The following is a 26,690-nucleotide window of genomic DNA, read 5'->3' as shown; positions in this document are numbered from 1 at the left end:
TACCCGGGAGGCCCCCACCATGCGTTCCCATCTGCTCAACCACACGACGGCGGAGGACTACCGTCGCTCCGTCACCGCGGGAGTCGCACGGGTCGCAGCCGAACTCGCCTCCGCCCAGCAGCCGTTCAGCGGCATCGACGTCGACGGCCTCGCGCCCGTGATCGACGCCGTCGACCTCGACCGGCCCCTCGGGGACACGGCCGCCGCGCTGGACGAGCTCGCGGAGGTCTACCTCCGCGACGCCGTGTACTTCCACCATCCCCGCTATCTCGCGCATCTCAACTGCCCCGTGGTCATTCCCGCGGTCGTCGGCGAGGCCGTGCTCTCGGCCGTCAACTCCTCCCTGGACACCTGGGACCAGAGCGCGGGCGGCACGCTCATCGAGCGCCGTCTGATCGACTGGACGGCCGACCGCATCGGCCTCGGCCCGGCGGCCGACGGCGTCTTCACCAGCGGTGGCACACAGTCCAACCTCCAGGCCCTGCTGCTGGCACGGGAGGAGGCCAAGGTCCGCCCCGAGCACTTCTCGCGGCTTCGGATCCTCGCCTCCGAGTGCAGCCATTTCAGCGTCCAGAAGTCGGCGAAACTCCTGGGCCTGGGGCCGGACTCCGTCGTGTCCGTGCCGGTGGACCGCGAGAAGCGCATGCAGACCGTCGCGCTGACCGCGGCGCTCGAACGCTGCGCCGCCGAGGGCACCGTGCCGATGGCGGTCGTCGCCACCGCGGGCACCACGGACTTCGGCTCCATCGACCCGCTGCCCGAGATCGCCGCACTGTGCGAGCGGTACGCGACCTGGATGCACGTGGACGCCGCCTACGGCTGCGGACTGCTCGCCTCCCCCACCCGGCGCGGGCTCCTCGACGGCATCGAGCGGGCCGACTCGGTCACCGTGGACTACCACAAGTCGTTCTTCCAGCCCGTGAGTTCATCCGCCGTGCTGGTCCGCGACCGGGCCACCCTGCGTCATGCGACGTACCACGCGGAGTACCTCAACCCGAGGCGTGCGCTCCAGGAACGCATCCCCAACCAGGTGGACAAGTCCCTCCAGACCACCCGCAGGTTCGACGCGCTCAAGCTGTGGATGACCCTGCGCGTCATGGGCGCGGACGGGGTCGGCGAGCTCTTCGACGCGGTCTGCGCGCTGGCCGGCGAGGGGTGGCGGCTGCTGGCCGCCGACCCGCGCTACGACGTCGTCGTGGAGCCGCAGCTGTCCACCCTGGTGTTCCGCTACGTCCCGGCGAGAGCGGCGGCCCCGGAGGAGATCGACGGGGCCAACCTCCACGCCCGCAAGGCCCTCTTCTCCTCGGGCGAGGCCGTGGTCGCGGGCACGAAGGTCGGCAGCCGCCAGTACCTGAAGTTCACCCTGCTCAACCCCGGGACGACCGCCCGTGACCTCACCGCCGTCCTCGATCTGATCGCCGGCCACGCCGAGCAGTACCTGGGAGAGTCCCTTGACCGCGCTTCCTGAGCCCCGCACCGCACCGTACGACTTCGTCGGCATCGGGCTCGGCCCGTTCAACCTCGGGCTGGCCTGCCTGACCGAGCCCGTCGAGGAGCTGGACGGGGTCTTCCTGGAGTCCAAGCCGGACTTCGAGTGGCACTCCGGCATGTTCCTCGAAGGAGCCCACCTCCAGACGCCGTTCCTGTCGGATCTGGTGACCATGGCCGACCCGACCTCGCCGTACTCCTTCCTCAACTACCTGAAGGAGCGGGGCAGGCTCTACTCGTTCTACATACGGGAGAACTTCTACCCGTTGCGCGCCGAGTACGACGACTACTGCCGGTGGGCGGCGGCCGGACTAAGCTGTATCCGATTCAACCAAACCGCACAGTCGGTTACGTACGACGAGGGCGACGGCCTCTACACCGTCCGCACCGCCACGGGCGACGCCTTCCGGGCCCGCCACCTCGTCCTGGGGACGGGAACCCCGCCGCACCTCCCGGAGGCCTGCGAGGGCCTCGGCGGCGACTTCCTGCACAACTCCCGCTATCGGGGGGAGAGGGCCGCACTCCAGGCCAAGAAGTCGATCACGCTCGTGGGCAGCGGCCAGAGCGCGGCGGAGATCTACTACGACCTGCTCTCCGAGATCGACGTGCACGGCTACCGGCTGAACTGGGTGACGCGTTCCCCCCGCTTCTTCCCGCTGGAGTACACCAAGCTCACGCTGGAGATGACCTCGCCGGAGTACGTGGACTACTTCCACGCCCTGCCCGAGGACACCCGCTACCGGCTCGAGACGGAACAGAAAGGCCTGTTCAAGGGCATCGACGGCGAGCTGATCGACGCGATCTTCGATCTGCTGTACAGCAAGAACTTCGCGGGCCCCGTCCCCACCCGGCTGCTCACCAACTCCTCGCTGGTCACCGCGCGCCACGAGGAGTCCACGGGGACCTACACCCTGGGCCTGCGCCAGGAGGAGCAGGGGCGGGACTACGAGCTGGAGACCGAGGGCCTGATCCTCGCCACCGGCTACCGCTATGCCGAGCCCGCCTTCCTGGAGCCCGTCAGGGACCGCATCCGGCACGACGGCCGCGGCCGTTTCGACGTGGCCCGCAACTACAGCATCGACGTCACCGGACGCGGGATCTTCCTGCAGAACGCCGGGGTGCACACCCACTCGATCACCTCGCCCGACCTGGGCATGGGTGCCTACCGCAACGCGTACATCATCGGCGAACTGCTCGGCCGGGAGCACTACCCGCTCGAGAAGTCCGTCGCGTTCCAGGAGTTCGCCGTATGACCCGCACGACCACGACCGCCCTCGGGACGTTCACCGTCCGCCCCATGGACCCCTCCCCCGGCCGGCCCGGCCACCGGTCCGACGCCGAGCTGGTGCACGGCTGGGTCACCCACCCGCGCTCGGCGTTCTGGATGATGGGCGAGGCGCGCCTGGAGGACGTCGAACGGGAGTACACGGCGATAGCCGCGCACCCCCACCACGACGCCTTCATCGGGCTGCACGACGGCGTGCCCGCCTTCCTGATGGAGCGCTACGACCCCACCGAGGTCGAGCTGAAAGGGCTGTACGAGGCGGAGCCCGGTGACATCGGCATGCACTTCCTGGTGGCGCCGCCCGAGACGCCCGTGCACGGCTTCACCCTCGCGGTGATCACCGCCGTCATGGAGTCCCTGTTCGCCGATCCCCTGGTGCGCAGAGTCGTCGTCGAGCCCGATGCCGGCAACACCGCGGTGCACGCGCTGAACAGGGCCGTCGGCTTCGAGGTGGTCCGCGAGATCGCCAAGCCGGAGAAGAACGCCCTACTCAGCACCTGTACCCGCGCACAGTTCGAGGCCGCGACCACGGGAGCCCGCCGATGACCCCGCACCCCGCACCCGCCGGCGTCGCCCACCTCACCCCGGAGCGGTGGGCCGTCGCGGGCCGCCTGCTGATCCGCAAGGCGCTGGCCGAGTTCTCCCACGAACGTCTGCTGACCCCCACCCCGCTCGGCGACGGCCGCTACAGCGTGCGCGGGGACGACGAGTCGGTCGAGTACCGCTTCGCCGCCCGCCGCTTCGCGCTGGACCACTGGCAGGTCGACGCCGGGTCGATCACCCGGCACCGGCACGGCTCGGACATCCCGCTGGACGCGCTGGAATTCTTCGTCGAGCTGCGCTCCACCCTGGGTCTGTCCGCCGAGATCCTCCCGGTGTACCTGGAGGAGATCTCCTCCACCCTGGCCGGAACCGCGTACAAACTGACCAAGGAACCGACCACCGCCGCACAGCTCGCCGTGGCCGGTTTCCAGGCCGTCGAGTCGGGCATGACCGAGGGTCACCCCTGCTTTGTCGCCAACAACGGCCGGCTCGGCTTCGGGGTGGACGAATACCGCGCGTACGCCCCCGAGGCGGCGGCCGGAATCCGGCTGGTGTGGCTGGCCGCCCGGCGTGATCGCGCCACCTTCACGGCGGGCGCGGGGCTGGACTACACCTCCCTGATCACCGGCGAGCTCGGGGAGAGGACCCTCGCCGTGTTCGGCGAGCGTATGCGGGATCTCGGCCTGGACCTCGACGACTACCTGCTGATCCCCGTCCACCCCTGGCAGTGGTGGAACAAGCTCGCCGTCACCTTCGCCGGCGAGGTGGCGCAGCGGCACCTGGTCTGCCTGGGCGAGGGCGAGGACACCTACCTGGCCCAGCAGTCGATCCGGACCTTCTTCAACGCCGACCACCCCGGGAAGCACTACGTCAAGACGGCGCTGTCCGTGCTGAACATGGGCTTCATGCGCGGGCTCTCGGCCGCGTACATGGAGGCCACGCCCGCGATCAACGACTGGCTGGCCGGCCTCGTCGAGCGTGACGAGCTGCTGCGCGGCGCGGGCTTCTCGATCATCCGGGAGCGGGCGGCCGTCGGCTACCGCCACCGGACCTACGAGGCCGCCACCGCCAAGGGGTCCCCGTACCTCAAGATGCTCGCCGCGCTCTGGCGGGAGAGCCCGGTCCCGGGCCTGGCCCCGGGCGAGCGGCTCGCCACGATGGCCTCGCTGCTCCACACCGACGGTGAGGGCCGTTCCCTGGCGGGAGCCCTGGTAGCGGAATCGGGGCTGGACCCCGCCGACTGGCTGCGCCGCTACCTGGACGCCTATCTCGTGCCGGTGCTGCACTGCTTCTACGCGTACGACCTGGTGTTCATGCCGCACGGCGAGAACGTGATCCTGGTGGTCGAGGACGGCGTCGTGCGGCGCACGGTCTTCAAGGACATCGCCGAGGAGATCGCGGTCATGGACCCGGACGCGGTGCTCCCGCCCCAGGTCGAGCGGATCCGCGCCGACGTGCCCGAGGACATGAAACTGCTGTCGGTGCTCACCGACGTCTTCGACTGCTTCTTCCGCTTCCTGGCGGCCGGGCTGGCCACCGAGGGGGTGCTCGACGAGGAGACCTTCTGGCGGACGGTCGCCGCGTGTGTCAGGGGGTACCAGGAGGCGGTCCCGCAGCTCGCGGACAAGTTCGAGCGGTACGACATGTTCACGGAGGACTTCGCCCTGTCCTGCCTGAACCGGCTCCAGCTGCGCGACAACCGGCAGATGGTCGACCTGGACGACCCGGCGGGCGCCCTCCAGCTGACCGGGCGGCTGCGGAACCCGATCGCGGCCTACTGATTCCGGCGTCCGGCCCCGCCCTCCCTGGCGGGGCCGGATGAGAACCTATGGGGCAACTCCGACATAAGCACTCCACTGCATGAGATTTCTGCCCGATTTCGGGCAGATTTCTTGCGAAGCGAGCCCGCTCCACGCAATATCGACGAGTGCTCGAACGCCGCCCTCCGCATGACGACCTCATCGACCACCTCGTACGCTCCACCGCGCTCCAGCGCGGTGAGGCCGCCAGGGTGATCCTCGACGTGCTGGCGTACTTCGACGAGACGACCGAGGACTTCGTCCGGCGCCGCCACCGCGAACTGCAGGCGGGCGGCCTGGTGAACGCGGAGATCTTCGAGCGGATCGCGGCCGAACTGCCGCACCGCGCGGTGGCGCCGCAGGAGCTCTCGCTCCGCCAGCTGCGCCGCATCGTCTACGGCTGAACCGCGCGGGCAGGCCGGGCACCGGAACTTTTTTGTACGTCGATGGAGGGGCAGAAAATCCATGTGCGGGATCGTCGGATACATCGGGAAGCGTGACGTGGCTCCGCTGCTGCTGGAAGGCCTGCAGCGGCTGGAGTACCGGGGCTACGACTCCGCGGGCATCGTCATCACGGGCAAGGCCGCGGCGGGCAAGCCCGGCACCCTGAGGACGGTCAAGGCCAAGGGGCGGGTCCGCGACCTGGAGGCCCGCGTACCCAAGCGCTTCGCCGGCACCACCGGGATCGCCCACACCCGCTGGGCCACCCACGGCGCCCCGAGCGACGAGAACGCCCATCCGCACCTGGACGCGGAGAACAAGGTCGCGGTGGTCCACAACGGGATCATCGACAACGCCTCCGAGCTCCGCGCGAAGCTGGTCGCGGACGGCATCGAGTTCCTCTCGGAGACCGACACCGAGGTGCTCGTCCACCTGATCGCCCGCGCGCAGGCCGCCACGCTGGAGGAGAAGGTCCGCGAGGCGCTGAAGCTGGTCGAGGGCACGTACGGCATCGCCGTCCTGCACGCCGACTTCAACGACCGCATCGTCGTCGCCCGCAACGGCTCCCCCGTCGTGCTCGGCATCGGCGAGAAGGAGATGTTCGTCGCCTCCGACGTGGCCGCCCTGGTCGCGCACACCCGCCAGATCGTCACCCTGGACGACGGCGAGATGGCCACCCTGAAGGCCGACGACTTCCGTACGTACACCACGGAGGGCTCGACCACGACGGCCACGCCGACCACCGTGGAGTGGGAGGCCGAGTCGTACGACATGGGCGGCCACGACACGTACATGCACAAGGAGATCTCCGAGCAGGCCGACGCCGTGGACCGCGTGCTGCGCGGGCGCATCGACGACCGCTTCTCCACCGTGCACCTGGGCGGCCTCAACCTGGACGCCCGCGAGGCCCGCGGGGTCCGCCGGATCAAGATCCTGGGCTGCGGCACCTCGTACCACGCGGGTCTGATCGGCGCCGGCCTCATCGAGGAGCTGGCCCGCATCCCCGCGGACGCCGAGCCCGCGTCCGAGTTCCGCTACCGCAATCCGGTCGTGGACCCCGACACCCTCTACGTGGCCGTCTCGCAGTCCGGTGAGACCTACGACGTGCTCGCCGCCGTGCAGGAGCTCAAGCGCAAGGGCGCGCGGGTCCTGGGCGTCGTGAACGTGGTGGGCTCGGCGATCGCCCGCGAGGCGGACGGCGGCATGTACGTCCACGCGGGCCCCGAGGTCTGCGTGGTCTCCACCAAGTGCTTCACCAACACGGTCGTGGCCTTCGCGCTGCTCGCCCTGCACCTGGGCCGCATCCGCGACCTGTCGGTCGCCGACGGGAAGCGGATCATCGAGGGCCTGCGCAGGCTGCCGGAGCAGATCGGCCAGATCCTGGAGTCGGAGGAGGAGATCAAGAAGCTGGCCGAGGAGTACGCGGGCGCGCAGTCGATGATGTTCATCGGCCGCGTCCGGGGCTACCCCGTCGCGCTGGAGGCCTCCCTCAAGCTCAAGGAGATCTCCTACATCCACGCCGAGGCCTACCCCGCCTCGGAGCTCAAGCACGGCCCGCTCGCGCTCATCGAGCCGGCGCTCCCCACGGTCGCCATCGTCCCCGACGACGACCTGCTGGAGAAGAACCGCGCGGCGCTGGAGGAGATCAAGGCCCGCAGTGGCCGCATCCTGGCCGTCGCCCACCGCGAGCAGGAGAAGGCCGACCACACGATCGTCGTCCCGAAGAACGAGAACGAGCTGGACCCGATCCTGATGGGCATCCCGCTCCAGCTCCTCGCCTACCACACGGCGCTGGCCATGGGCCGTGACATCGACAAGCCGCGCAACCTGGCGAAGTCCGTCACCGTCGAGTAGCGGACACCCCGCCCGCTCCGCACGGAGCGGGCACACGATAGGCCCCTGACGCCTCGTCAGGGGCCTTTCGGGGTCTCAGGGGATGACGATGACCGGCCGCTGGGCCCGGCGCGCCAGACGCCCGGCCACGGACCCGAAGATCCGGCCCACGATGCCGTGCGTGGAACCGACCACGATCGCGTCGGCCGAGTACTCGCGGCCGACCTCCTCCAGCTCGTGGCAGATGTCCCCGCCGCGCTCCACGAGCACCCAGGGCACCTCGGCGAGATAGTCCGCGCAGGCGAGCTCCAGGCCGAGGACCTCGGTGCGGTGATCGGGGACGTCGACGAAGACGGGCGGCTCGCAGCCGGCCCAGACGGTGGTCGGCAGGCGGTTGGCGACGTGGACGATGATCAGTCCGGAGCCGTGCCGGTTCGCCATGCCGATGGCGTACGCGAGGGCCCGTTCGCTGGACATGGAGCCGTCGAAGCCGACCACGACACCGTGCCGGAAGGCCGGATCGCAGGATGGGCGCGACTCTCCGACCGGCTGCGGCACCGACCCGGGGTCGGCTACCTGCTTGCGGTCTGCGGGTTCAGGGATTTCGTGACCGGCCATCGGTGTCTCGGCGAAGAGAGTCCTCGTGAGGAGGGAGCGGTGTGGAGGTGTGCCTGCGAGCGGTGAAGCTGTGTCCGGGAAACATCTTCCCAACCCTTTACCCCCAAGGGTACGGCGCCACTCCTTCACTGCCCAGCCCTCGCACGGCGCGTGCGGCAATGGAGGGAGCATGCCGGAGACCGCCCCGTATGGCAATGCCGGTTGTGTCCTACATCCAGCTCCGCGCCACGTCCCGGCCGGTTCCGGTCGGCCCGTCCGGCGGGTGACCCCCCGGGACGCGCGCAAGGCGGCCGAATGCGCCACCCGCCCGCCGGCCGTCCCGCACGCCGCGGGGGTCACCCCCCGCCATCGCGCGATCGCGCATCGTTCATCTCGTGAGGCCGAGCGGCCACCAGAGGCCACAGGGGCGCACGGAAGCTCAGGGGAAAAGGGGTCGTACGCCGGTCGCATGACTGGAATACGCGCACGCGACCATCGGTTTTCGGCCAACTTCTCCTCCACCCCCTCGTCTTGGCCAAACACCAGCCCAACCCACGTGCCACCAGGCAGGAATAGACCGCGCGGTACGCTTTGACCCTATGGGGACGGGCCATGATCGCCAGGCGCACTTCCCTGCGGGGCTCGCGGGTGAAACGCTTCGTGATCGAACGCTTCGCGCCACGTTGCCTTGTCGACATAGCGCCGGTGGGGGAACGTGTCACGGCGGCACCACGGAACGCAGTAGATTCGATCTTGAGTCGAGGACTGGGGACGTGTGCGACACCAAGGGGAAACGTGCAGGAGCGACAGGCCCGTAGGGACCAGGAAGACGCGAACACCGAGGGGGGCTTAGCGTCATGAGCCAGGACTCCGCCACCGCAACGGAGGCCGCACGGAAACTGACCGGGCGGCGACGCCGGGAAGTCGTAGCCGTACTGCTGTTCAGTGGCGGCCCTATCTTCGAGAGCTCCATTCCGCTCTCAGTTTTCGGAATCGACCGGCAGGACGCGGGAGTTCCGCGTTACCGCCTGCTGGTGTGCGGAGGCGAGGAAGGACCGCTGCGCACCACGGGCGGGCTGGAACTCAGCGCGCCGTACGGCCTGGAGGCGATCAGCAGGGCCGGCACCGTCGTGGTGCCCGCCTGGCGGTCGATCACCTCCCCGCCGCCCGCGGAGGCGCTGGACGCGCTGCGCCGCGCCCACGAGGAGGGTGCCCGCATCGTCGGACTGTGCACGGGGGCCTTCGTCCTCGCGGCGGCCGGCCTGCTGGACGGCCGCCCCGCTACCACGCACTGGATGTACGCCCCGACGCTGGCCAAGCGCTATCCGTCGGTGCACGTCGATCCGCGTGAGCTGTTCGTCGACGACGGCGACGTGCTCACCTCGGCCGGGACCGCGGCCGGAATCGACCTCTGCCTCCACATAGTCCGTACCGACCACGGCACCGAGGCGGCCGGGGCCCTGGCCCGCCGGCTCGTCGTACCGCCGCGGCGCAGTGGCGGTCAGGAGCGCTACCTCGACAGGTCTTTACCTGAGGAGATCGGCTCCGACCCGCTCGCCGAGGTCGTGGCCTGGGCGCTGGAGCACCTCCACGAGCAGTTCGACGTGGAGACGCTGGCCGCGCGCGCCTACATGAGCAGGCGGACCTTCGACCGCAGGTTCCGCTCGCTCACCGGCAGCGCTCCGCTCCAGTGGCTCATCACCCAGCGCGTGCTCCAGGCCCAGCGGCTGCTGGAGACGTCCGACTACTCCGTGGACGAGGTCGCGGGCCGCTGCGGCTTCCGCTCGCCGGTCGCGCTGCGCGGGCACTTCCGCCGCCAGCTGGGGTCCTCCCCCGCAGCGTACCGGGCCGCCTACCGGGCCCGCCGTCCGCAGGGCGGAGGGCTGGAGAGCGTCGGCGTGGTGCTGGAGGCCTCCGTGCCCGTCCAGGGCACGGCGTCGAGCCGGCGGGCCGCAGCCGCGGCCTCACCCGGCCCGTCGTCGGTCACCGCGGCGGCCCCTCCCGGAGGCCCCGCGGAGCGCCTCGGGCCGGGTCCGGAGGCGTACATCCCGGGGCGCCCGGCCCTGCCGGGACAGCGGAGTGCCCCGTAGGGTGGGGCCCATGAACGACCGCATGGTGTGGATCGACTGCGAGATGACCGGGCTCTCGCTGACGGACGACGCACTCATCGAGGTGGCCGCGCTGGTCACCGACTCGGAACTGAACGTGCTCGGCGAAGGGGTGGACATCGTGATCCGCCCGCCGGACGCGGCCCTGGAGACGATGCCCGAGGTGGTGCGGCAGATGCACACCGCCTCGGGCCTCCTCGACGAACTGGCCGGGGGCACGACCCTGGCCGAGGCGGAGGAACGTGTCCTGGACTACATCCGCGAGCACGTGAAGGAGCCGGGCAAGGCCCCGCTGTGCGGAAACTCGGTCGGTACCGACCGCGGCTTCCTGGCGCGGGACATGCCGTCGCTGGAGGGCTACCTCCACTACCGGATCGTCGATGTGTCCTCGGTCAAGGAACTGGCGCGCCGCTGGTACCCGAGGGCGTACTTCAACAGTCCGGAGAAGAACGGCAACCACCGGGCACTCGCCGACATCCGCGACTCCATCACGGAGCTGCGCTACTACCGGGACGCGGTCTTCGTGCCCCAGCCCGGCCCGGACTCGGCCCGCGCCAAGGAGATCGCGGCGCGCCACACGCCGGCCGCCGGACAGTAGTCGGAAGACGTGCTGGTCACGGGCCCTCCGGGGCCCGTGAACGGCTCCGGGAGAAGTGGGGCGCGAGCACCCTCCCGGACCCTGTACACTTTTTCTCGGCCGGTCAGTGAAACGACCGGGCGACATGGTGGGTATAGCTCAGCTGGCAGAGCACCTGGTTGTGGTCCAGGATGTCGCGGGTTCAAGTCCCGTTACTCACCCTGAATGATCAAGGCCCGACCTGCGAAAGCAGGTCGGGCCTTCGTCGTACCCGGAACTCCGGGAACACGGCGGGAGCACCAGGCACCGGGTCGCCCCCTGTCGTCACCTCGTGGTGGGCGGTGGCACGACTGGTGGACGTCGGCCGGAGTCAGGCCGATGGCTGCACCCCGGCCGCTCCCGGTCCGGCCGTCACCGACCTCGGGGCACGGGCAGGGAGCTCAGCGGCGAACGACCGGGTACCGCAGGGGCCGGCCGGCTTTCGTGACGGGGCACAGAACGCGGTGCACGACGACTGTCGCGCCTCCGCCCGAGTCACCGTGGATCGGGATGGTCTCCGCCTGCCCTGGCGGGATGGGCCGGTCGCAGCGATCGCACATCATCCCCGGGCCCCCCGCCACACGCGGCCGAGCTGCTGGGCGGTCTGGCACGGGGCACCGTCCGCCCGGCATCTCGTGCACTGCTGGGTGTGACGGAGCCATGCCCTGTACTCGCGGTCGCCCACGGCCCGGGCGGACGCCGTGCGGGGGCTCATCGAATACGTCCTGCACGGGCGGTCACGGCCTCCCGGAGCGCAGCCTCCAACACTGTGGCGTCGGTCGTCCACGCGTCGGGGACGGGGCAGATGCGCCAGTGCGGGCCGGGCCCCTGCGTGCGCCGGCCCGGAGGGATCACCACGTAGTCGTCCGCGCCCAGGATCCGGGTGCCGTCCACGTCCCATGCGGCTACGGTCCCGCGAGGAATGAAGAAATAGAGCGCGGGCGCAGCCGGGTCCTCGAGAACGGCTCCGGACCGGTGCCCGAGAATGGCCAGCGCATCGAGGCCGGCGCTGCGAGGAACGCGTACCGCATCCCATGCGTCGCCCGCTGCCTCCACTCCGCAGGCCTTGATCGTACGAATGGTCGGGGGCACAGTCGTCATCTCCTCGGCAGACTCCGCTGGAATCGGGTCTGTACAGACTGGCCCCGCAGGACGCTGGAAACGAGGGCTTGCAGAGGACTTTTGCTGCGGGCGATGCGGACTTTTACGCACCCGAACAGGTGATGGCTGGCCTGAATGAGGGCCCGCTGTCACACTTGCGTGACTGCCCATCACGGAGGTATGGCGTGTCGCAACCGGCCGGCAATACGCGATTGAGGGCGGCCCGCCTGGCCGCCGGGTACAACTCTCAGCAGGCTCTGGCCAGCGCGCTGGACGTCGGTGTCCGGCAGGTACGGCGCTGGGAGTCGGAGGCCCCGCCCTGGCCGCACCCCGACCTGCAGGAACGCCTCACCCGCACGCTCGGTCAGACCATGGAGGCGCTGGGTTTCCGCGCCCCCGTCGGCCGAGACAGCGCTCCGGGGCCACGGCGTCCGCAGAGGGCATCCGCGCCCGGCGTCCTCGCGGCCGTCCCCGCGCACGCGACGGCCACCATGCAACCCCCCACCGTCGCCACGGACTACGAGTCGGTGACCCGCGCGCACCGGCGCCTGTACTGGAGCGTCGCACCCGCCACCCTGCACCCGGCCGTCCTGGCCCACGCCGCCCTCGGCTGCGCCCTTCTTCCGGAGACCGTCGGGCAGACCCGCGCATCAGTGGCCTCGGCTCTCGCGGAGAGCTGGCTGCTCGCGGGCAGGATCGAGTTCTTCGATCTGCAGGAACCGGAGCGCGCAGCCGCCACCCTGCTGCGCGCCCTACAGGCCGCGGGTGAGGCGGATGACCAGCTGCTCGGTGCTGCAGTCCTCGCGCACACCGCGTTCATCCCGGCATGGGACGGCCGCCGGGACGACGCCGTGCAGCGACTCGTCGCCGCCCGTACATACGCGCGCCGCGGATCAGCTTCCGCCATGCTGCTGGCATGGCTGGACGCGGTAGAGGCCGAGTGCGAGACGCGCGCCGGCAACACCCGGACAGCGCTCCACCTCATCGGCCACGCCGAGGACCTGCTCGCCGGCGGCGACGATCAGGTGCCGGAGTGGCTGGACTGGTTCAGCCACGTACGCCTGGCCGCGTTCCGTGGCCACACCGAGCTCCGTACCGGCCATCTTCCGCAGGCACGCGCCACGTTGACCGCGGTCCTCGATGCGCTGCCTGCCGACGAGGAGAAACAGCGCTCGGTGATCCTCGGCGACCTGGCCGCAGTCGAGGCTGCGGCCGGGTCACCCGAGGCGGCATGCGAGCACGCACTCAGTGCACTCGACCAACTTGAGCGCACCTGGTACGCCACCGGCATGGCCCGGATCCGTGACGTTCGCCGGGCACTCGCTCCACACCAGCACGAGCCGTGCGTGCGCGCCCTGGACGAGCGGCTCTACGGATGGTCAACAACCGTCAGTGCGCTGGCCCGTTGAACCGGGCGATCAGCGGTGACAGCTCGAGGAGGCTCTCGATCCGGAAGGTCGGAAGCCTCCTCGCCTCCTTGCTGTCCCACTGGATCGTGGCCCACGGGCCGCGGTGGACGAGAGCGGTCTGCATCCCTGCCTCGACGGCCGGCCTGACGTCGTTGTCGACGCGGTCGCCCACGTACAGGATCTCCCCAGGCTCGGCGGGGACGACCTCGGCGACCCGGTGGAAGAAGGATGGATCGGGCTTGCTCGCGCCCCAGTCGTCGGACGTGCCGATCAGGTCCACGTCCTGCGTGAAGAGCTCCCGCAGGATCGTGCCCGCGCGCACGGTCTGATTGCCTGCGATGCCGAGCCAGAGCCCGTCCGCGCGCAGAGCCTTCAGAGAGTCACGCACCTCGGGGTAGAGGTCCTCCTCGCCGAATGTCTCCGGCCGCCCGGCTGCGGCACGCGCCTCGCGCTCGGCATACAGATCGAACCCGGGCCGGAACGCCTGGAAGGTCTCCCGGTAGTCGCGTCCCTGGGCGATGACTGCGCCGAACATCGCGGCGAACGTGTGCCGCGGTACCTGCAGCCAGTCGGCCCAGGTGCCGTACTCCCGGGTCTCGTCCACCAGACACTCGCCCACGTCGAACACCACAGCACGAATCATGCGGCGATCGTAGAGGTGAGTCGTGGACGCACGAAAGCGCGCTCTGCTCCAGGCCCGCTCCGGGACACGCGGACCGGGCCTTCTTCACGCCCCCGCACGCCCGCCCACAAGGAGCGTGGCGGCCGTCACACCGGGGTCCGTACCGCATGGACCGCGCATCGCCGGGCAGAGGACCGTACGGGTCCTGCCGCGCTATCCCCCGACGCGGCAGGGCCCACCCCCTTCCCGAGGGCGGGAGAGCGTGCCTCAGCGGGCGTCCTCGGCGACGCCTCCCCGGCCCCGCGGGCTCCCCGGGGCTCCGACTGGGCGATCGCAGGCGCGGCAAACCATCCGCACATCCGCCTCAGGACGACTCCCGCACCACCAGCTCCGTCGGCAGCACGATCCTCGGGCGCTCCTGGGTGTCGTCGCCCGAGGCGTGGTTGGCGATCTCCTGGAGCAGCACGCGCGTCATCGTGCGGCCCATCTCCTCGATCGGCTGGCGCACGCTCGTCAGGGGCGGGTCCATGTGACGGGCCACGGCCGAGTCGTCGAAGCCGATCAGGGCGACGTCGTCCGGGATGCGCCGGCCCGACTCGCGCAGCACCTGGCGGGCACCGGCGGCCATCACGTCGGAGGCCGCGAAGACCGCGTCCACGTCCGGACGGCGCTCCAGCAGCTCGCGCATGGCGCGGGCGCCGCCCTCCTCGCTGAAGTCGGCCGGGGCGATCAGCCGTTCGTCGGGGTCGAGTCCGGCCGCCGCGACGGCCTTGCGGTATCCGTCTAGGCGGCGCTGCGCGCCGTACACGTCCAGACGGCCGGTGATCGTCGCGATGGTGCGGCGCCCTCGCGATATGAAGTGGTCGACGGCGGCGCGCGCACCCTCGAAGTTGTCGGAGTCGACGGAGGCCAGCGTCTCCGCGGCGTGCCTGCGACCGCTGATCACGGAGGGCATGCCCAGCTGTTCGAGGAGATCGGGGAGCGGGTCGTCGGCGTGGACGGAGACCAGGAGCACCCCGTCGACGCGGTGGGCGGTCAGGTACTGGGCCAGCCGGCGGCGCTCGCGGTCGTTGCCCGCGAGGGTCAGCAGCAGCTGCATCTCCGTGTCGGCGAGCGCCGCCCCGACGCCCCGCACGATGTCGGAGAAGTACGGTTCGGCGAAGAACCGGGTCTCGGACTCGGGCACGACGAGGGCGATGGCGTCCGTCCGGTTCCCCGCGAGCGCGCGGGCCGCCCGGTTGGGTACGTACCCCAGCTCCGCGACGGCCGCCTCGACCGCCTCCCGGGTCTGTGCGCTGACCCGGGGCGAGCCGTTGATGACGCGGGAGGCCGTGCCCCGCCCCACTCCGGCCCTGGCCGCTACCTCTTCGAGCGTGGGCCGCCCGCCACTCCGTACTCGCGCTGCCGCCATGGCTGCCTCCCGTTCGCGGTCAATTTCTCACAGCGGGTTGGGCAAACCAAGTCCCGCTCTCCGATCCCTTGACACTTACTCGGACCGAGCGGTCCCTCCGCAGCGCCACATCTCTTGGGAGCGCTCCCAAGCCTACGGGGTCAGTATGACGATTACGTAAGAGGACGCAGAAAGCGGGACCCGGCTCCATGCCGGGTCCCGCTGTGGGGGCTGGTCAGGTCAGACGGTGCCGACCGGGGGCAGTGCGTGGCGGCGGATCACGTCGGAGTACCAGTGGGCGCTCGCCTTGGGGATGCGCCGCTGGGAGGCGTAGTCGACGTAGACCGCGCCGAAACGCTTCGAATAGCCGTACGCCCACTCGAAGTTGTCCATCAGGGACCACAGGAAGTAGCCCCGGACGTCCGCGCCGTCGGCCACGGCCCGCTGTACGGCGTCGAGATGACCGTGCAGGTACGCGATGCGCTCCGGGTCCTCGACCTTGCCCTCGGGCGAGACGTAGTCGTCGAAGGCCGCGCCGTTCTCCGTGACCATGAGGGGCAGACCGGGGTGGTCGCGGGTGACGTCCATGAGCAGGCTGTAGAGCCCGTTGGGGTCGATCGACCAGTCCATCGCGGTGCGTTCCTTCCCCTCGGCGAGGTGGAAGGCGACGTGCTCGGAGCCGGGCCACGGGGAGTGCGCGCTGGCGCCGTGGGCGTCGCTGCGCGCGTAGGTCGCGCCCTCGACGGGGTTGGAGACCAGCGTCGGCGTGTAGTAGTTGATGCCGAGCGCGTCGACGGGGCGGGAGATGGTGGCGAGGTCGCCGTCCCTGACCAGCTTCGACCAGTCCACCAGGTGCGAGGTGTCGGTGATCAGGTCCTCGGGGTACTCCCCGCGCAGCATCGGGCCGGTGAAGACGCGGTTGCCGACGGCGTCGATGCGCCGCGCGGCGTCCGCGTCGGCCACGCTGTCGGTGAGCGGGCGGACCTGGTGGAGATTGAGGGTGACCGAGGTCTGCGCAGCAGCGGGGAGTTGGGCGCGCAGAACCTCGATCGCCCGGCCATGGGCGAGGTTGAGGTGATGGGCCGCCTGCAGCGCCGCTGCGGGCTCGGTGCGGCCGGGCGCGTGCACGCCGGAGCCGTAACCGAGATAGGCCGAGCACCACGGCTCGTTGAGGGTGGTCCACATGCCGACGCGGTCGCCGAGCGCGCCGGAGACGATCGCGGCGTAGTCGGCGAAGCGGTCGGCGGTCACGCGCTCGGGCCAGCCGCCCGCGTCCTCCAGCTCCTGGGGAAGGTCCCAGTGGTAGAGGGTGGCGACGGGCATGATGCCGGCGTCGAGCAGCTCGTCGACGAGCTTGCGGTAGAAGTCCAGGCCGCGTTCGACGGCCGGGCCGCGGCCGGTGGGCTGGACCCGGGACCAGGAGACGGAGAAGCGGTAGGCCTTCAGCCCGAGCTGCTTCATGAGCGCGACGTCGTCGCGGTAGCGGTGGTAGTGGTCGGCGGCGATGTCGCCGGTGTCACCGTTGCGGACCTTGCCGGGGGTACGGCTGAAGGTGTCCCAGATGGACGGCGTGCGGCCGTCCTCGGCGGCGGCGCCCTCGACCTGGTAGGAGGCGGTCGCCGCTCCCCAGATGAAGCCCGTGGGGAACTGTGCCTCGGTGGCCTGCTTCGGGGTGGTGTCGGGTCGTACGGCAGTCATGCGGGAGCGCTCCCATGGGGTGGAGGGACAGGGACGGGAAGAGCGGGGGCCCCGGCCCCGTACGGCCTGCGGTCAGGTACAGGCCGTACGGGACGGCCGGGGGCCGTACCGGAGGAACGACGTACCCGGGGCCGGACCGGGAGAGGAACGGCGTACCCGGGGTCGGACCGGGCGGTGCGCCAGGAGGGCGGGGTCAGCCCTTGACGGCACCGGACATGATGCCCCCGACGATCTGCTTCCCGAAGATCACGAAGACGACGAGCAGCGGCAGGGTGCTGATCAGCGCGCCCGCCATGACGATGCTCTGGTCGGGCACGTAGGACGCGCTCAGCTGGCCGAGGGCCACCTGGAGCGTGGGGTCCTGCTGGTTCAACGCGAGGTACGGCCAGAAGAAGTCGTTCCATGCCTGGACGAAGGTGAGCATACCGAGCACCATCATGGCCGGTCGGGCCACGGGGAGCACGATGCTCCAGACGATGCGGAGGTTGTTCGCCCCGTCCATCCTGCCCGCCTCGATGAGCTCGTACGGCAGGGCCTCCAGGAGGTACTGGCGCATGAAGAACACACCGAACGCGCTCACGAGGGTCGGGAAGATCACCGACTCCAGCTGACCGCCCCATCCGATGTCGGACATCATCATGAACAGCGGTACGACGCTGAGCTGCGGGGGGATCGTCAGTGTCGCGATGACCATGGTCATCAGCACACCGCGCCCCTTGAAGCGCATCTTGGCGAAGGCGTAGCCGGCCAGGGTGCAGAAGAACAGCGTCGCCAGGGTGATGCTCGCGGACACGATCACCGTGTTGACGATGGCCTTGCCGAGGTTGGCCTGCTCCCAGGCCGCCTCGAGGTTGTTGAACAGGTTGCCGCCCGGAATGAGCGGCGGAGAGGTGTCGAGCACCTCGTCCTGGGTGCGGGACGCGGCGACGAGCGTCCAGTACAGCGGGAACAGCGAGCCGAGGCCGACGACGGCGAGGGCGATGTAGGCGAACGGGCCGGCGTGGTGCTGCCGTCCGGCTCCGGGCTTGAAGCGGCGGCGGCGCGGGGACTCGCCCCGGACCGGCGCCTTCGCGACGCGGCGGTGATCCGGCGCGGTGACGGTGCTGGTGGTGGTCATGTGTATCGCTCCCCGTCAGGCCGCGGTCTTGCGCCCGAAGCGCCCGATGATCCAGTTGATCGCGGCAATGAGCAGCAGCAGGACGAGCATGGCCCAGGCGACTGCGGCGGCCGGACCGAGGTGCCCGAGATTCCAGCCGTAGTTGTAGAGGTAGATGCTGAGCGTCTCGTACTGGTGCTCGGTGCCGCCCTGCGCTCCGTTGGCGCCGCCTTCGAGCAGGAGGGGCTCGCCGAACAGCTGCATGGAGCCGATGGTCGAGATGACGATCGTGAAGAGGATCGTCGGCCGGAGCGCGGGGATCGTGACGTTGCGGAACTGCTGCCAGCGCGAGGCTCCGTCGAGCGAGGCCGCCTCGTAGAGGTCCGAGGGGACCGCCTGCATCGCGGCGAGGTAGATCAGCGTGTTGTAACCCGTCCAGCGCCAGATCACGATGACGGCGATGGCGATCTTGGAGGTCCAGTGGCCGTTGACCCAGTTCGTGTCACCGGCGCCGAAGAAGCCGAGGACCCAGTTCAGCAGGCCGCCGTCGGCGCGGAACACCAGGGCGAAGACGAGGGCCGCGGAGGCGACCGAGGTGGCGTACGGCGTCAGGATCACGGTGCGCCAGAAGGTGCTGGCACGCAGCTTGTAGTTCAGCAGGTGGGCCAGGCCCAGCGCGATCATCAGCTGCGGCACGGTCGAGATGACACCGATGACGAAGGTGTTGCTGACCGCGGTCCAGAACTCCGAGTCCTGGAGGATGTTGCTGAAGTTGTCCCAGCCGACCCATTCCATCTGGTCGAGGCTGGTCATCTCCACCCGGTGGAGCGCTATCCAGCCGGTGTAGATCAGCGGGTAGAGCCCGAAGGCCCCGAAGACGAGGAAGAAGGGCGCGATGTACGCGTACGGCGATGCCTTGTCGTCGAAGCGCCACAGCCGGCTGCGCCAGGCCTGACGGCTCGGGGACATGGGCTTCGGGGCGCGGCGGCTGGGCCGGGTGCCCTGCGCGTCCCTCGTGGGGGTCGTGGTTGCCACAGGTGGGAGTCCTTCCCTGGGGTGTGCCGACACCGCAGGGGCAGGCCGGACCTCTGATCAGGTCCGGCGGAGGTGTCGGAGAAGGTGCGCGGTGCCGATGGGGGAACCGGCACCGGTGCGGGCCGGCCGGGACGCGTGGAAGACGTCCCGGCCGCCCGCACCGGCGAGGATCAGCCGATCACCTTGTCGATCGCGTCGGTGGCCGCCTTCCAGGCGGTGTCCGGGTCGGTGCCGCGCTGCTCCATGTTGTTGATCTGGGTGGAGATGGTGTCCTTGATGACGCCGTCCTTCGGGCCGAGCACGGCCGCGGGGATGACCTGGGCCTCTTCGGCGTAGATCTCACCGATCGGGGCGTTGTTGAAGTACTCGAGCTTCGCGGACTTCACGTCGGCGAGCTCGTAGGCGCCCTTGTTCGACGGGAAGAGACCGGCGGCCTTGAAGACGGCGGCCTGCTGCTCGGGGGCGGTCAGCCACTTGACGAGCTCACCGGCCTCCTTGACGTGCTTGCCCTTGGCGGGCACGGAGAGGAACGAACCGCCCCAGTTGGCCGCGGTGTCACCCGGGGTGCGGGCGATGTCCCACTTGCCCTTGAACTCGTCACCGGAGTAGGTGGCGATCTGCGCGGCCATCCACGCGGGGCAGGAGACGGTGGCCATGGTGCCCTTGCGCAGGGCGGCCTGCCACGGCGGGCTGAACTGGGCGAGGCCCTGGGTCAGCTTCTTGTCGACCGCCTCGGTGGCGAGCTTCCAGCCCGCCTTGACGCCGGCGCTCTCCTTGTACATCGGCTTGCCGTCCTTGGCGTAGTACTGCTCCGAGTCGGAGCTCACGACGCCGTTGTACATGGCACTGGCGGAGTCCATGAAGAAGGTGCCCTTGGGGGCCTTCTTCTTGTACTCCTCACCGAGCGCGAGGTAGTCCTCCCAGCCGCCGGCGAGCTTCGCGGCGACCTCGGTGCGGTCGCTCGGCAGCCCGGCCTGCTCGAAGAGGTCGCGGCGGTAACAGATCGACATCGGGCCGATGTCGGTGCCGGCGCCGATGACCTTGCCGTCGTCGGTGGTCGCCTGAAGCGCCTTCCAGTTCACCCACTGGTCGGTGTCGATGACCTTGGAGAGGTCGGCGAAGGCGTCCGCCTTGGTGTCGACGAGCTCCTTCACACGGCCGACCTCGATGCCCTGCACGTCGGCCAGGCCGCTGCCCGTGTTGAGCTGCTGGAGGAACTTGGGGTAGTAGACCTTCTCGTCGGCCGTGACGTTTTCCTTGACCGTGATGTTCGGGTGGAGCTCGTGGTACTTCTCGAAGAGCCCCGCCTCCTTGTAGCCGAACTGGCCGAAGTCGGCCACGGTCAGGGTGATGTTCCCGTTCGCGTCAGCCCCCTCGGAGTCGTCTCCCGAGTCGCTGCAGCCGGTCAGCAGCAGGGCGGCGGCCGTGAGGCCCGTGGTGGCTATGACGGCGGTTCTGCGGCTTCGACCTGCGACGGTGCGGGTGATGCGCATTCCACTACTCCTTGTTCCAGGGTGGGACTGGCGTTCGATGTGCTCGGCAGACGCGCGGTGGGTGCGGGTGCCGGTCGTACGGAGAAGACATGGGCCGTGCCGTCCCCGCACGAGCGAAAAATCCTCGTCCGATATGGGAGCGCTCCCATGCGCTGTTGCCGGAAGATTGCTGCCTCAAGGGGGTGGGTGTCAAGACTTGAAGACGCTTCCGTTGCCCGAGCGTGTCCTGCAAGTCACGCGAACGTGTCCGGCAGAGGGCTTGCGTGAACTCCAGGGTCCTGCATGGGTCACGCTCTACCGCCCGAATCTCCGCAGGTCAGGGCGTGTTGGACGGCGAATGTCCCCGATCGGGCACCGAAACGGCCGCGTCACGGCGGGTATGTCCACGCCGATTCCGAAAGGGTGGCGCCGGCCGCGGTCCGGCCGACAGGCCCGCCGGAAAATGAACGGGGCGAGGCCGTGCGGGGGCGCACTGGGGGGTCACGAGGTCTTCGCGTGTTCTTTCCCCGAACTCCGTTGCATCACGGAGCGGTTCCGCTTGTGCCGGGTGCGAGCCCTTGGGTCCGGCTCCGGCCGGCCCCGGGTGAGCCCGCCGCACACGCCGGGGCGGCCGGCCGAAAGGGGCGCGCGCCCCGGCCGGATGTGGGGGGTGTGGGGCCGGCCGGGGCGCGCGGGTCGAGGTGTGGTCAGGGGGCGTGACTACCCGAAGGCGCCGAACGCCTTGGTGAAGGCCAGAGGTTCCTGGAGGATCGAGCTGCACGTCGGGTCCGCGGCCGGCTTCGCGCCACCGGCGCACTGCGCGTCCCGCGTGCCCGACCACATCGCCAGGCGGCCGATGCCCTTCTCCTCGGCGAAGCGGACCAGTTGGGCGGCGTCCTCGACGGTGAAGATCTCGGTGGCGACGTCGTTCACGCCGATCATCGGGGTGACCGCCACGGTCTTCCATGCCGCCGCGTCCGAGAGCCCGAGCACGCCCTTGAGCTGCGCCTGGGTGGCGGTGGCCGCCTGGGCGGCGTAGTCGCCCATGTCGCCGCCGTAGGCCGCGCCGTAGTCCATCGCCATGATGTTGACCGCGTCGATCGCGACGCCGTTCTTCTTCGCGTCCGCGATCAGGTCCACGCCCGGCTGGGTCAGGCCCTCGGGCATCACCGGCAGCGTGAAGGAGACGTCCAGACCGGGGTGCGCCCTCTGGAGCTGGGCGATGGCCTGCGAGCGGCGCGAGTTGGCGGCGGTGTCGGGCAGCGCGCCGCCTTCGACGTCGAAGTCCACCTTCGTCAGTCCGTAGGCGTCGATGACCTTCTCGTACGCCGCGGCCAGCTCCGACGCCGAGGAGCAGTGCAGCGCCAGTTCCGCGCCCGCCGCGCCGCCGAAGGAGACCCGGACGTCGCCGCCCCGGGCGCGCAGCGCGGGGATCTGCGAGGCCACCCGGTCGTCCCCGAGCCCCGTAACCCCGCCCCACAGCGGGGCGCAGCCGCCCCCCGAGGTGATGAAGGCGAGGGTGAACTCCTTGACGCCCGTCCTGGACGCGGTGTCCAGGAGGTCGTACGCCGGGTGGAGGGAGGTGTCGACGTACGGGGAGAATCCGGCCCCGCCGGGCGTGCCACCGGGCGTCCGCGACGGTTCGGCGGTCGGTTCCGGATCGGCCGTGGGCGTGACGGTGGGCTCGCCGGTGGGTGCCTGCGTGGGCGTCTCGGTCGGGCGTCCGCCGGGCTCCGGCGTCGTGCCGCCCTCGGCGGAGCACGCGGCGTCGTTGATGCGACAGCTCTCCGGGTCGGCGGCCGTGCCGGTGGACGCGGTGACGAAGCCGACGGTCACGGAGGCGCCGGGGGCGATGTCCGCGTTCCAGCTCGCGGGTTTCACGGTGACGTGATCGCCGCTGACGGTGTGCTCGCCGTTCCAGAGGGAGTCGATCCTCGTGCCTGCGGGCAGGTCGAATTCGAGGGTCCAGCCCGACTGCACGCTCGCGGTGTCGTTCGTGACGACGTACTGGCCGGTGTAACCGCCGGTCCAGCCGCTGGTCCTGGTGTAGGCGGCGCCGACCGCCGCGGCCTGGGCCGTGCCGGTGAGGGCGAAGACCGTGCCACCGACGACCGCCGCGGCGACGAGGGCGCCGACCGCCTTCGTGCGGGTGCTCGTCGTGCGGCGATGCGTACTGGAGACCATCGCGTGCCTGCCTCTGTCCTGCTGGGGGGTGGGGTCCGCGTCAGCACGCTAGCCGCCCCGAACCAGGCAAAAGGGATTCATGGGACCGGAGTTGGCGTTCTTGAGGTGGGCTTAAGGAGGGCATCGGCGCCGGTTAAAGGTGAGGGCCGCCCGCCGGGCCACCTCGGAACGCTGCGTTCCGGCTCCTCACTCCCCGTGGTCCCCGCTTGCCGTTGCGGCGCCCCACGCGGTGCCCCCGGCGCGCCCGGTCGGCCGCACCGCCGTCGAGCCCTATCCAGATGCGGACCTCCGTGCCGCCGAGCACCGAACGCCCGATCCGCAGGTCCCCGCCGGTGGATTCGGCGACCCTGCGCACGATGTCGAGGCCGAGGCCGGTCGACCCCACCCCGCCCTTCACACCGGCGCGCCCGCTGGCGCCCCGGGCCAGGGCGGATGCCGGATCGGGTATGCCGGGGCCGGCGTCCGACACCAGCACGATGACGGCGTCGCCGCTGTGGTGCACGTCCACGGCGAACGCGGTGCCCTCCGGGGTGTGCCGGAAGACGTTGCCGAGCAACGCGTCGAGGGCGGCGGCCAGTTCGGGCCGGGCCACCGGGATGCGTACCGCCCGGTCCACCCCCGCGAGGCGCACCGTGCGGCCCTCGTCCTCGGCGAGCGCCGACCAGAACCCCATCCGCTCCCGGATGACCTCGGACGCGTCGCACCCGGCTCCGGCGCCCGCCGGCCCCTGGGTCTGGGGGCGCTGCTCCCGTGCCGTGCGGATGATCGTGTCGACCTCGTGCTCCAGCTGTTCGACGGCGGCCCTGGTCTGCTCGGCGGCCGGACCCTCGCCCAGCGAGGCGGCGTTGAGGCGGAGCACGGTCAGCGGGGTCCGCAGGCGGTGCGACAGGTCGGCGGCCAGCTCGCGTTCGTTGGCGAGGAGCTGGACCACCTGGTCGGCCATGGAGTTGAAGGCGACCGCCGCGGAACGCAGTTCGGTGGGCCCTTCCTCGGGGACCCTGGTCCCCAGCCGGCCCTCGCCGAGGTCGAGGGCGGCGCCCGCGAGCCGCTGGGCGGGCTCCACCATCCGTACCCCCAGCCGGTCGGCGACCGCCACCGAGCCGACGACGAGCGCGACGCCCACTCCCGCGAGCACCAGCCAGGCGGTGCCGACGCCGTTGGACACCTCGTCCTCGGGCACGAACACCTCGACGACGGCGATCCCCCCGGAGCCGAGCGCCGTGGGCTGGAGCAGCGCGGAGCCGCCCCGGACCTCCGCGACGGCGGCGCGCCCCGACCTCCGTACGGTCTCCAGGTCCGCCCTGGTGGCGCGCCGGGTGCCGATCTCCAGCCGGGAGCCGCCCTGTCCGGGGGCGGGGACGTGCACCGCGAGGCGCCCACGGCCGCCGGGCTCGGTGGACAGGACGGCGCGGGTCAGTTCCTCGCGGTCGGTGGTGATGGTGAGCGTGGGGCCGATGGTGGCGGCCTGCCGCTCGGCGTCGGAGAAGGCCCGGTCGCGGGCCATCTCCTCGATGACCAGCCCGAGGGGTACGGCGAACGCGATCACGACCATGGCGGTGACGGCCAGGCAGACCTTGACCAGGGCCCATCTCATGCGGGCCGGCCGGCCGCCGGAGCCGGGGGTTCGAGCTTGACGCCCACCCCGCGCAGGGTGTGCAGGTAGCGCGGCCTGGCGGCCGTCTCGCCGAGCTTGCGGCGCAGCCACGAGAGGTGGACGTCGATGGTCTGGTCGTCGCCGTATGCCTGCTGCCAGACCTCGGCCAGCAGCTCACGGCGCGGGACGACGACGCCGGGGCGGCTCGCGAGGAAGGCCAGCAGATCGAACTCACGGCGGGTCAGGTCCAGCGCGGCGCCGTCCAGTTCGGCCTGCCGGCGCAGCGGGTCGATGGAGAGCCCGCCGACCTGGAGGACGCGCGGGGGCGGGGCCTGGGCACCGGGCCCCCGGGTGCGGCGCAGGACGGCTGCCATGCGGGCGGAGAGGTGCTCCACCGAGAACGGCTTGGTCAGGTAGTCGTCGGCCCCGTCGTTGAGCAGCCTGACCACCTCGGCCTCGTCGTCCCGCGCGGTCGCGATGATCACGGGTACGTCGGTGATGGACCGCAGCATCTTCAGGGCCTCGCCGCCGTCGAGGTCGGGCAGCCCGAGGTCGAGGATGACGACGTCGAAACGGAAGTGCGCGACCTCGCGCAGCGCTTCCAGCGCGGTGCCGACGCTCCGTACCGTGTGGGAGGCCTCGGTCAGGTGCCGGATGAGGGCGGAACGTACGAACTGGTCGTCCTCGACCACGAGCACACTAGGCATGCGCCGCACCGTAGCCCATCCGGAGGAACACGGTCCCCTCCAGGACAGGGCGTGGGCGGGTGGTGCAGGATGTGCCCGATGCAACGAGGACTCGTACACGTGATCGCGTGGTCGCTCGCCACCGGCGCGGCGGTCACGCTGTCGTGGTGGGGCGTGCACACCGTCATGTCGGGTACGGCGTACGACCCTCCGCTCGCCGTGCCGATCTCGGTGGGGGCGCGGGACGGGCAGGCCACGAACGAGCCGGTGTCGTCCTCCACGCACCGCGCGCTGCCCTCGCGCTCGCCTTCCCCCTCCCCCTCGCCGAGCAGCGCCGCCCCCTCGCGCGGCGCGCCGGTGTCGCCCCGGTCGCCCTCCCCCTCTCCGAAGGGCGGCGGTGACGCGGAGCCGAGGCCTCCCTCCTCGGCCTCGGGCGCGGTGAAGAGCTATCCGACGCGTGGCGGCCGGGTGGTCCTGGAGCTGGCGGACGACGCGGCGAAGCTCGTCTCGGCGACGCCCGCGCAGGGCTGGTCGATGCAGGTGTGGACGAACCCCGAGTGGATCCGCGTGGACTTCAGCGACGGGGCGGGTGCGACGGTCTCCGTCTTCTGCACCTGGAACGGGCACCCGCCGCTGGTCGACGTCGTCGATCAGTGACGCGGGTTCCCTAGGGGAACGTGCCGGGTGGCGGCGCCACCTGGAACGGGCACCCGCCGCTGGTCGACGTCGTCGATCAGTGACGCGGGTTCCCTAGGGAAACGTGCCGGGTGGCGGCGCCGGGGACGCCTTGGCGCCCGCGTCGGTGACGACGGCCGCGCCGCCCGTGAAGTCGGCCAGCGCGCGGCCGTGTTCGACGCGGCCGGGGTGCGGGTCGCTCGCGACCCTCCGGGTCAGCTCGGCGACGGCGAGCGGCAGGTCCGAGGCGACCAGGACGGCGTTGCCGAACCGCCGTCCGCGCCAGACCGTCGGGTCGGCGGCCAGGGCGAGTTCGGGGAAGAGCGAGGCGGCCGTGGCGATCTGGCCGCGCAGATGGGCGAGCGGCGGCCCGTCCGCGAGGTTGGCGGCGTACTGCCCGCCGGGCCTGAGCGCCCTGCGTACCTCGGCGAGGAATTCGGCGGACGTCAGGTGCGCGGGGGTACGGGCGCCGCTGAAGACGTCGGCGACGACGAGATCCGCCCAGCCGTCGGGGACCTTGGCGAGTCCGGCACGGGCGTCCACCGAGCGGACCCGTATCCGGGCCTGCGGGTCCAGCGGGAGCTCCCTGCGCACGAACTGCACGAGGGCCGCGTCGATCTCGACGACCTGCTGGGTGGAGCGGGGCCGGCTCGCCGCCACGTACCGGGCGAGCGTGAAGGCGCCGCCGCCGAGATGGACCACCTGGAGGGGCCGGCCGGGGGGCGCGGCGAGATCGATGACGTGACCCAGTCTGCGCTGGTACTCGAACGAGAGGTACGAGGGATCGTCCAGGTCCACATGGGACTGCGGGGCGCCGTCGATGAGGAGGGTCCAGCCGCGCGGGTGTTCGCGGTCGGGCACCAGCTCGGCGAGGCCGCCGTCCACCGTCGCGGAGACGGTCTCCTGCCGGCGCTCGGAGCGTCTGCGGTCGCCCGCTCCCTGTGCCGCACCTCGACGTGCCACGCGTGCTCGTCCTCGCTCACCGGTTCGGGCCGGCTGCCTGGAAGAACCGACGAGG

At 70.9% G+C, this 26,690-nt stretch carries 22 protein-coding genes and 1 tRNA gene; 11 read left to right on the top strand and 12 right to left on the bottom strand.

Annotation, left to right across the window (positions count from 1 at the left end):
* Positions 1–19: 19 nt before the first annotated feature.
* The 6 genes from ACFY8O_RS07835 to glmS all read left to right on the top strand — a co-directional run bounded on the left by ACFY8O_RS07835 (position 20) and on the right by glmS (position 7,410).
* Positions 20–1,468, top strand: coding sequence for a pyridoxal phosphate-dependent decarboxylase family protein (locus ACFY8O_RS07835; RefSeq protein ID WP_387899934.1), 1,449 nt, complete (start codon positions 20–22; stop codon positions 1,466–1,468).
* Positions 1,452–2,741, top strand: coding sequence for a lysine N(6)-hydroxylase/L-ornithine N(5)-oxygenase family protein (locus ACFY8O_RS07830; protein WP_387899932.1), 1,290 nt, complete (start codon positions 1,452–1,454; stop codon positions 2,739–2,741). The genes ACFY8O_RS07835 and ACFY8O_RS07830 overlap by 17 nt, the downstream gene beginning before the upstream one ends.
* Positions 2,738–3,319: a GNAT family N-acetyltransferase gene (locus tag ACFY8O_RS07825; RefSeq protein WP_387899931.1), complete on the top strand. Its 582-nt coding sequence runs from the start codon at positions 2,738–2,740 to the stop codon at positions 3,317–3,319. Before ACFY8O_RS07830 ends, ACFY8O_RS07825 begins: the two co-directional genes overlap by 4 nt.
* Positions 3,316–5,097 (top strand): IucA/IucC family protein, encoded by a 1,782-nt coding sequence (locus ACFY8O_RS07820; protein ID WP_387899929.1) that lies wholly within the window; start codon positions 3,316–3,318, stop codon positions 5,095–5,097. The genes ACFY8O_RS07825 and ACFY8O_RS07820 overlap by 4 nt, the downstream gene beginning before the upstream one ends.
* Positions 5,098–5,243: 146 nt before the next feature.
* The gene (locus tag ACFY8O_RS07815) at positions 5,244–5,519 is read left to right on the top strand and encodes a hypothetical protein (protein ID WP_145801377.1); all 276 of its coding nucleotides are present in this window, start codon (positions 5,244–5,246) and stop codon (positions 5,517–5,519) included.
* Positions 5,520–5,580: 61 nt separating this feature from the next.
* Entirely contained in the window at positions 5,581–7,410 is a 1,830-nt protein-coding gene (glmS, locus tag ACFY8O_RS07810; RefSeq protein WP_387899926.1) for a glutamine--fructose-6-phosphate transaminase (isomerizing), read from the top strand.
* A 75-nt stretch (positions 7,411–7,485) separates the two neighbouring features.
* Here glmS and ACFY8O_RS07805 read toward each other — a convergent pair whose 3' ends face one another.
* Positions 7,486–8,007, bottom strand: a complete 522-nt coding sequence (locus ACFY8O_RS07805; RefSeq protein WP_145801375.1) for a universal stress protein — start codon at positions 8,005–8,007, stop codon at positions 7,486–7,488.
* An 836-nt stretch (positions 8,008–8,843) separates the two neighbouring features.
* Between ACFY8O_RS07805 and ACFY8O_RS07800 the strand changes: the two genes are divergently transcribed.
* The 3 genes from ACFY8O_RS07800 (at position 8,844) to ACFY8O_RS07790 (ending at position 10,892) form a co-directional block, all read left to right on the top strand.
* Entirely contained in the window at positions 8,844–10,076 is a 1,233-nt protein-coding gene (locus ACFY8O_RS07800) for a helix-turn-helix domain-containing protein (RefSeq protein WP_145801374.1), read from the top strand.
* Between the two features lie 10 nt (positions 10,077–10,086).
* Positions 10,087–10,692, top strand: coding sequence for an oligoribonuclease (gene orn / locus ACFY8O_RS07795; protein ID WP_145801373.1), 606 nt, complete (start codon positions 10,087–10,089; stop codon positions 10,690–10,692).
* A 127-nt stretch (positions 10,693–10,819) separates the two neighbouring features.
* Positions 10,820–10,892, top strand: a tRNA-His gene (locus ACFY8O_RS07790).
* Between the two features lie 529 nt (positions 10,893–11,421).
* Here the strand turns inward: ACFY8O_RS07790 and ACFY8O_RS07785 are convergent.
* Positions 11,422–11,811 carry a hypothetical protein gene (locus ACFY8O_RS07785; RefSeq protein WP_387899924.1) on the bottom strand — a complete coding sequence of 130 codons (390 nt, stop codon included), beginning with the start codon at positions 11,809–11,811 and terminating at the stop codon, positions 11,422–11,424.
* A gap of 185 nt (positions 11,812–11,996) precedes the next feature.
* Here ACFY8O_RS07785 and ACFY8O_RS07780 point away from each other — a divergent pair, with 185 nt between their 5' ends.
* A complete protein-coding gene (locus tag ACFY8O_RS07780; RefSeq protein ID WP_387899922.1) occupies positions 11,997–13,220 on the top strand; it encodes a transcriptional regulator in 1,224 nt (407 codons plus the stop codon).
* On the opposite strand, the gene ACFY8O_RS07775 is transcribed toward ACFY8O_RS07780, so the two are convergent.
* From ACFY8O_RS07775 to ACFY8O_RS07735, 9 genes are all read right to left on the bottom strand, one after another.
* Positions 13,201–13,863: an HAD family hydrolase gene (locus ACFY8O_RS07775; protein ID WP_387899920.1), complete on the bottom strand. Its 663-nt coding sequence runs from the start codon at positions 13,861–13,863 to the stop codon at positions 13,201–13,203. The genes ACFY8O_RS07780 and ACFY8O_RS07775 overlap by 20 nt on opposite strands.
* A 343-nt stretch (positions 13,864–14,206) precedes the next feature.
* Entirely contained in the window at positions 14,207–15,253 is a 1,047-nt protein-coding gene (locus ACFY8O_RS07770) for a LacI family DNA-binding transcriptional regulator (protein WP_145801370.1), read from the bottom strand.
* Positions 15,254–15,472: 219 nt separating this feature from the next.
* Positions 15,473–16,930 (bottom strand): GH1 family beta-glucosidase, encoded by a 1,458-nt coding sequence (locus tag ACFY8O_RS07765; RefSeq protein ID WP_387899918.1) that lies wholly within the window; start codon positions 16,928–16,930, stop codon positions 15,473–15,475.
* Between the two features lie 193 nt (positions 16,931–17,123).
* A complete protein-coding gene (locus ACFY8O_RS07760) occupies positions 17,124–18,047 on the bottom strand; it encodes a carbohydrate ABC transporter permease (RefSeq protein WP_145801368.1) in 924 nt (307 codons plus the stop codon).
* Between the two features lie 15 nt (positions 18,048–18,062).
* On the bottom strand, positions 18,063–19,061 hold the full coding sequence (locus tag ACFY8O_RS07755) for a carbohydrate ABC transporter permease (protein ID WP_145801367.1): 999 nt from the start codon (positions 19,059–19,061) through the stop codon (positions 18,063–18,065).
* A gap of 170 nt (positions 19,062–19,231) precedes the next feature.
* Positions 19,232–20,554, bottom strand: coding sequence for an ABC transporter substrate-binding protein (locus tag ACFY8O_RS07750; protein WP_387899915.1), 1,323 nt, complete (start codon positions 20,552–20,554; stop codon positions 19,232–19,234).
* A gap of 699 nt (positions 20,555–21,253) precedes the next feature.
* Positions 21,254–22,717: a cellulose binding domain-containing protein gene (locus tag ACFY8O_RS07745; protein WP_387899913.1), complete on the bottom strand. Its 1,464-nt coding sequence runs from the start codon at positions 22,715–22,717 to the stop codon at positions 21,254–21,256.
* A 133-nt stretch (positions 22,718–22,850) separates the two neighbouring features.
* Positions 22,851–24,311, bottom strand: coding sequence for a sensor histidine kinase (locus ACFY8O_RS07740; protein WP_387899911.1), 1,461 nt, complete (start codon positions 24,309–24,311; stop codon positions 22,851–22,853).
* Positions 24,308–25,018, bottom strand: coding sequence for a response regulator transcription factor (locus ACFY8O_RS07735; RefSeq protein ID WP_387899909.1), 711 nt, complete (start codon positions 25,016–25,018; stop codon positions 24,308–24,310). Before ACFY8O_RS07735 ends, ACFY8O_RS07740 begins: the two co-directional genes overlap by 4 nt.
* Positions 25,019–25,096: 78 nt before the next feature.
* On the opposite strand from ACFY8O_RS07735, the gene ACFY8O_RS07730 reads away from it, so the two are divergent.
* Positions 25,097–25,654, top strand: coding sequence for a hypothetical protein (locus ACFY8O_RS07730; protein WP_387899907.1), 558 nt, complete (start codon positions 25,097–25,099; stop codon positions 25,652–25,654).
* Positions 25,655–25,747: 93 nt separating this feature from the next.
* Here ACFY8O_RS07730 and ACFY8O_RS07725 read toward each other — a convergent pair whose 3' ends face one another.
* A complete protein-coding gene (locus tag ACFY8O_RS07725) occupies positions 25,748–26,635 on the bottom strand; it encodes a spermidine synthase (RefSeq protein ID WP_387899905.1) in 888 nt (295 codons plus the stop codon).
* Between the last annotated feature and the right edge of the window lie 55 nt (positions 26,636–26,690).

This window comes from Streptomyces argenteolus (assembly GCF_042902585.1).
Lineage (GTDB): Bacteria > Actinomycetota > Actinomycetes > Streptomycetales > Streptomycetaceae > Streptomyces > Streptomyces argenteolus.
The sequence above is the reverse complement of the archived record's forward strand: the minus strand, read 5'-3'. Positions and strand labels throughout refer to the sequence as shown.

Excerpts from the sequence above, each read along its gene's own strand:
- orn (WP_145801373.1), top strand. The coding sequence starts at position 10,087 with ATGAACGACCGCATGGTGTGGATCGACTGCGAGATGACCGGGCTCTCG.
- ACFY8O_RS07770 (WP_145801370.1), bottom strand. The coding sequence starts at position 15,253 with ATGGCGGCAGCGCGAGTACGGAGTGGCGGGCGGCCCACGCTCGAAGAG.
- ACFY8O_RS07785 (WP_387899924.1), bottom strand. The coding sequence starts at position 11,811 with ATGACGACTGTGCCCCCGACCATTCGTACGATCAAGGCCTGCGGAGTG.
- ACFY8O_RS07835 (WP_387899934.1), top strand. The coding sequence starts at position 20 with ATGCGTTCCCATCTGCTCAACCACACGACGGCGGAGGACTACCGTCGC.
- ACFY8O_RS07745 (WP_387899913.1), bottom strand. The coding sequence starts at position 22,717 with ATGGTCTCCAGTACGCATCGCCGCACGACGAGCACCCGCACGAAGGCG.
- ACFY8O_RS07735 (WP_387899909.1), bottom strand. The coding sequence starts at position 25,018 with ATGCCTAGTGTGCTCGTGGTCGAGGACGACCAGTTCGTACGTTCCGCC.
- glmS (WP_387899926.1), top strand. The coding sequence starts at position 5,581 with ATGTGCGGGATCGTCGGATACATCGGGAAGCGTGACGTGGCTCCGCTG.
- ACFY8O_RS07750 (WP_387899915.1), bottom strand. The coding sequence starts at position 20,554 with ATGCGCATCACCCGCACCGTCGCAGGTCGAAGCCGCAGAACCGCCGTC.
- ACFY8O_RS07760 (WP_145801368.1), bottom strand. The coding sequence starts at position 18,047 with ATGACCACCACCAGCACCGTCACCGCGCCGGATCACCGCCGCGTCGCG.
- ACFY8O_RS07800 (WP_145801374.1), top strand. The coding sequence starts at position 8,844 with ATGAGCCAGGACTCCGCCACCGCAACGGAGGCCGCACGGAAACTGACC.
- ACFY8O_RS07805 (WP_145801375.1), bottom strand. The coding sequence starts at position 8,007 with ATGGCCGGTCACGAAATCCCTGAACCCGCAGACCGCAAGCAGGTAGCC.
- ACFY8O_RS07740 (WP_387899911.1), bottom strand. The coding sequence starts at position 24,311 with ATGAGATGGGCCCTGGTCAAGGTCTGCCTGGCCGTCACCGCCATGGTC.
- ACFY8O_RS07825 (WP_387899931.1), top strand. The coding sequence starts at position 2,738 with ATGACCCGCACGACCACGACCGCCCTCGGGACGTTCACCGTCCGCCCC.
- ACFY8O_RS07775 (WP_387899920.1), bottom strand. The coding sequence starts at position 13,863 with ATGATTCGTGCTGTGGTGTTCGACGTGGGCGAGTGTCTGGTGGACGAG.
- ACFY8O_RS07820 (WP_387899929.1), top strand. The coding sequence starts at position 3,316 with ATGACCCCGCACCCCGCACCCGCCGGCGTCGCCCACCTCACCCCGGAG.
- ACFY8O_RS07765 (WP_387899918.1), bottom strand. The coding sequence starts at position 16,930 with ATGACTGCCGTACGACCCGACACCACCCCGAAGCAGGCCACCGAGGCA.
- ACFY8O_RS07730 (WP_387899907.1), top strand. The coding sequence starts at position 25,097 with ATGCAACGAGGACTCGTACACGTGATCGCGTGGTCGCTCGCCACCGGC.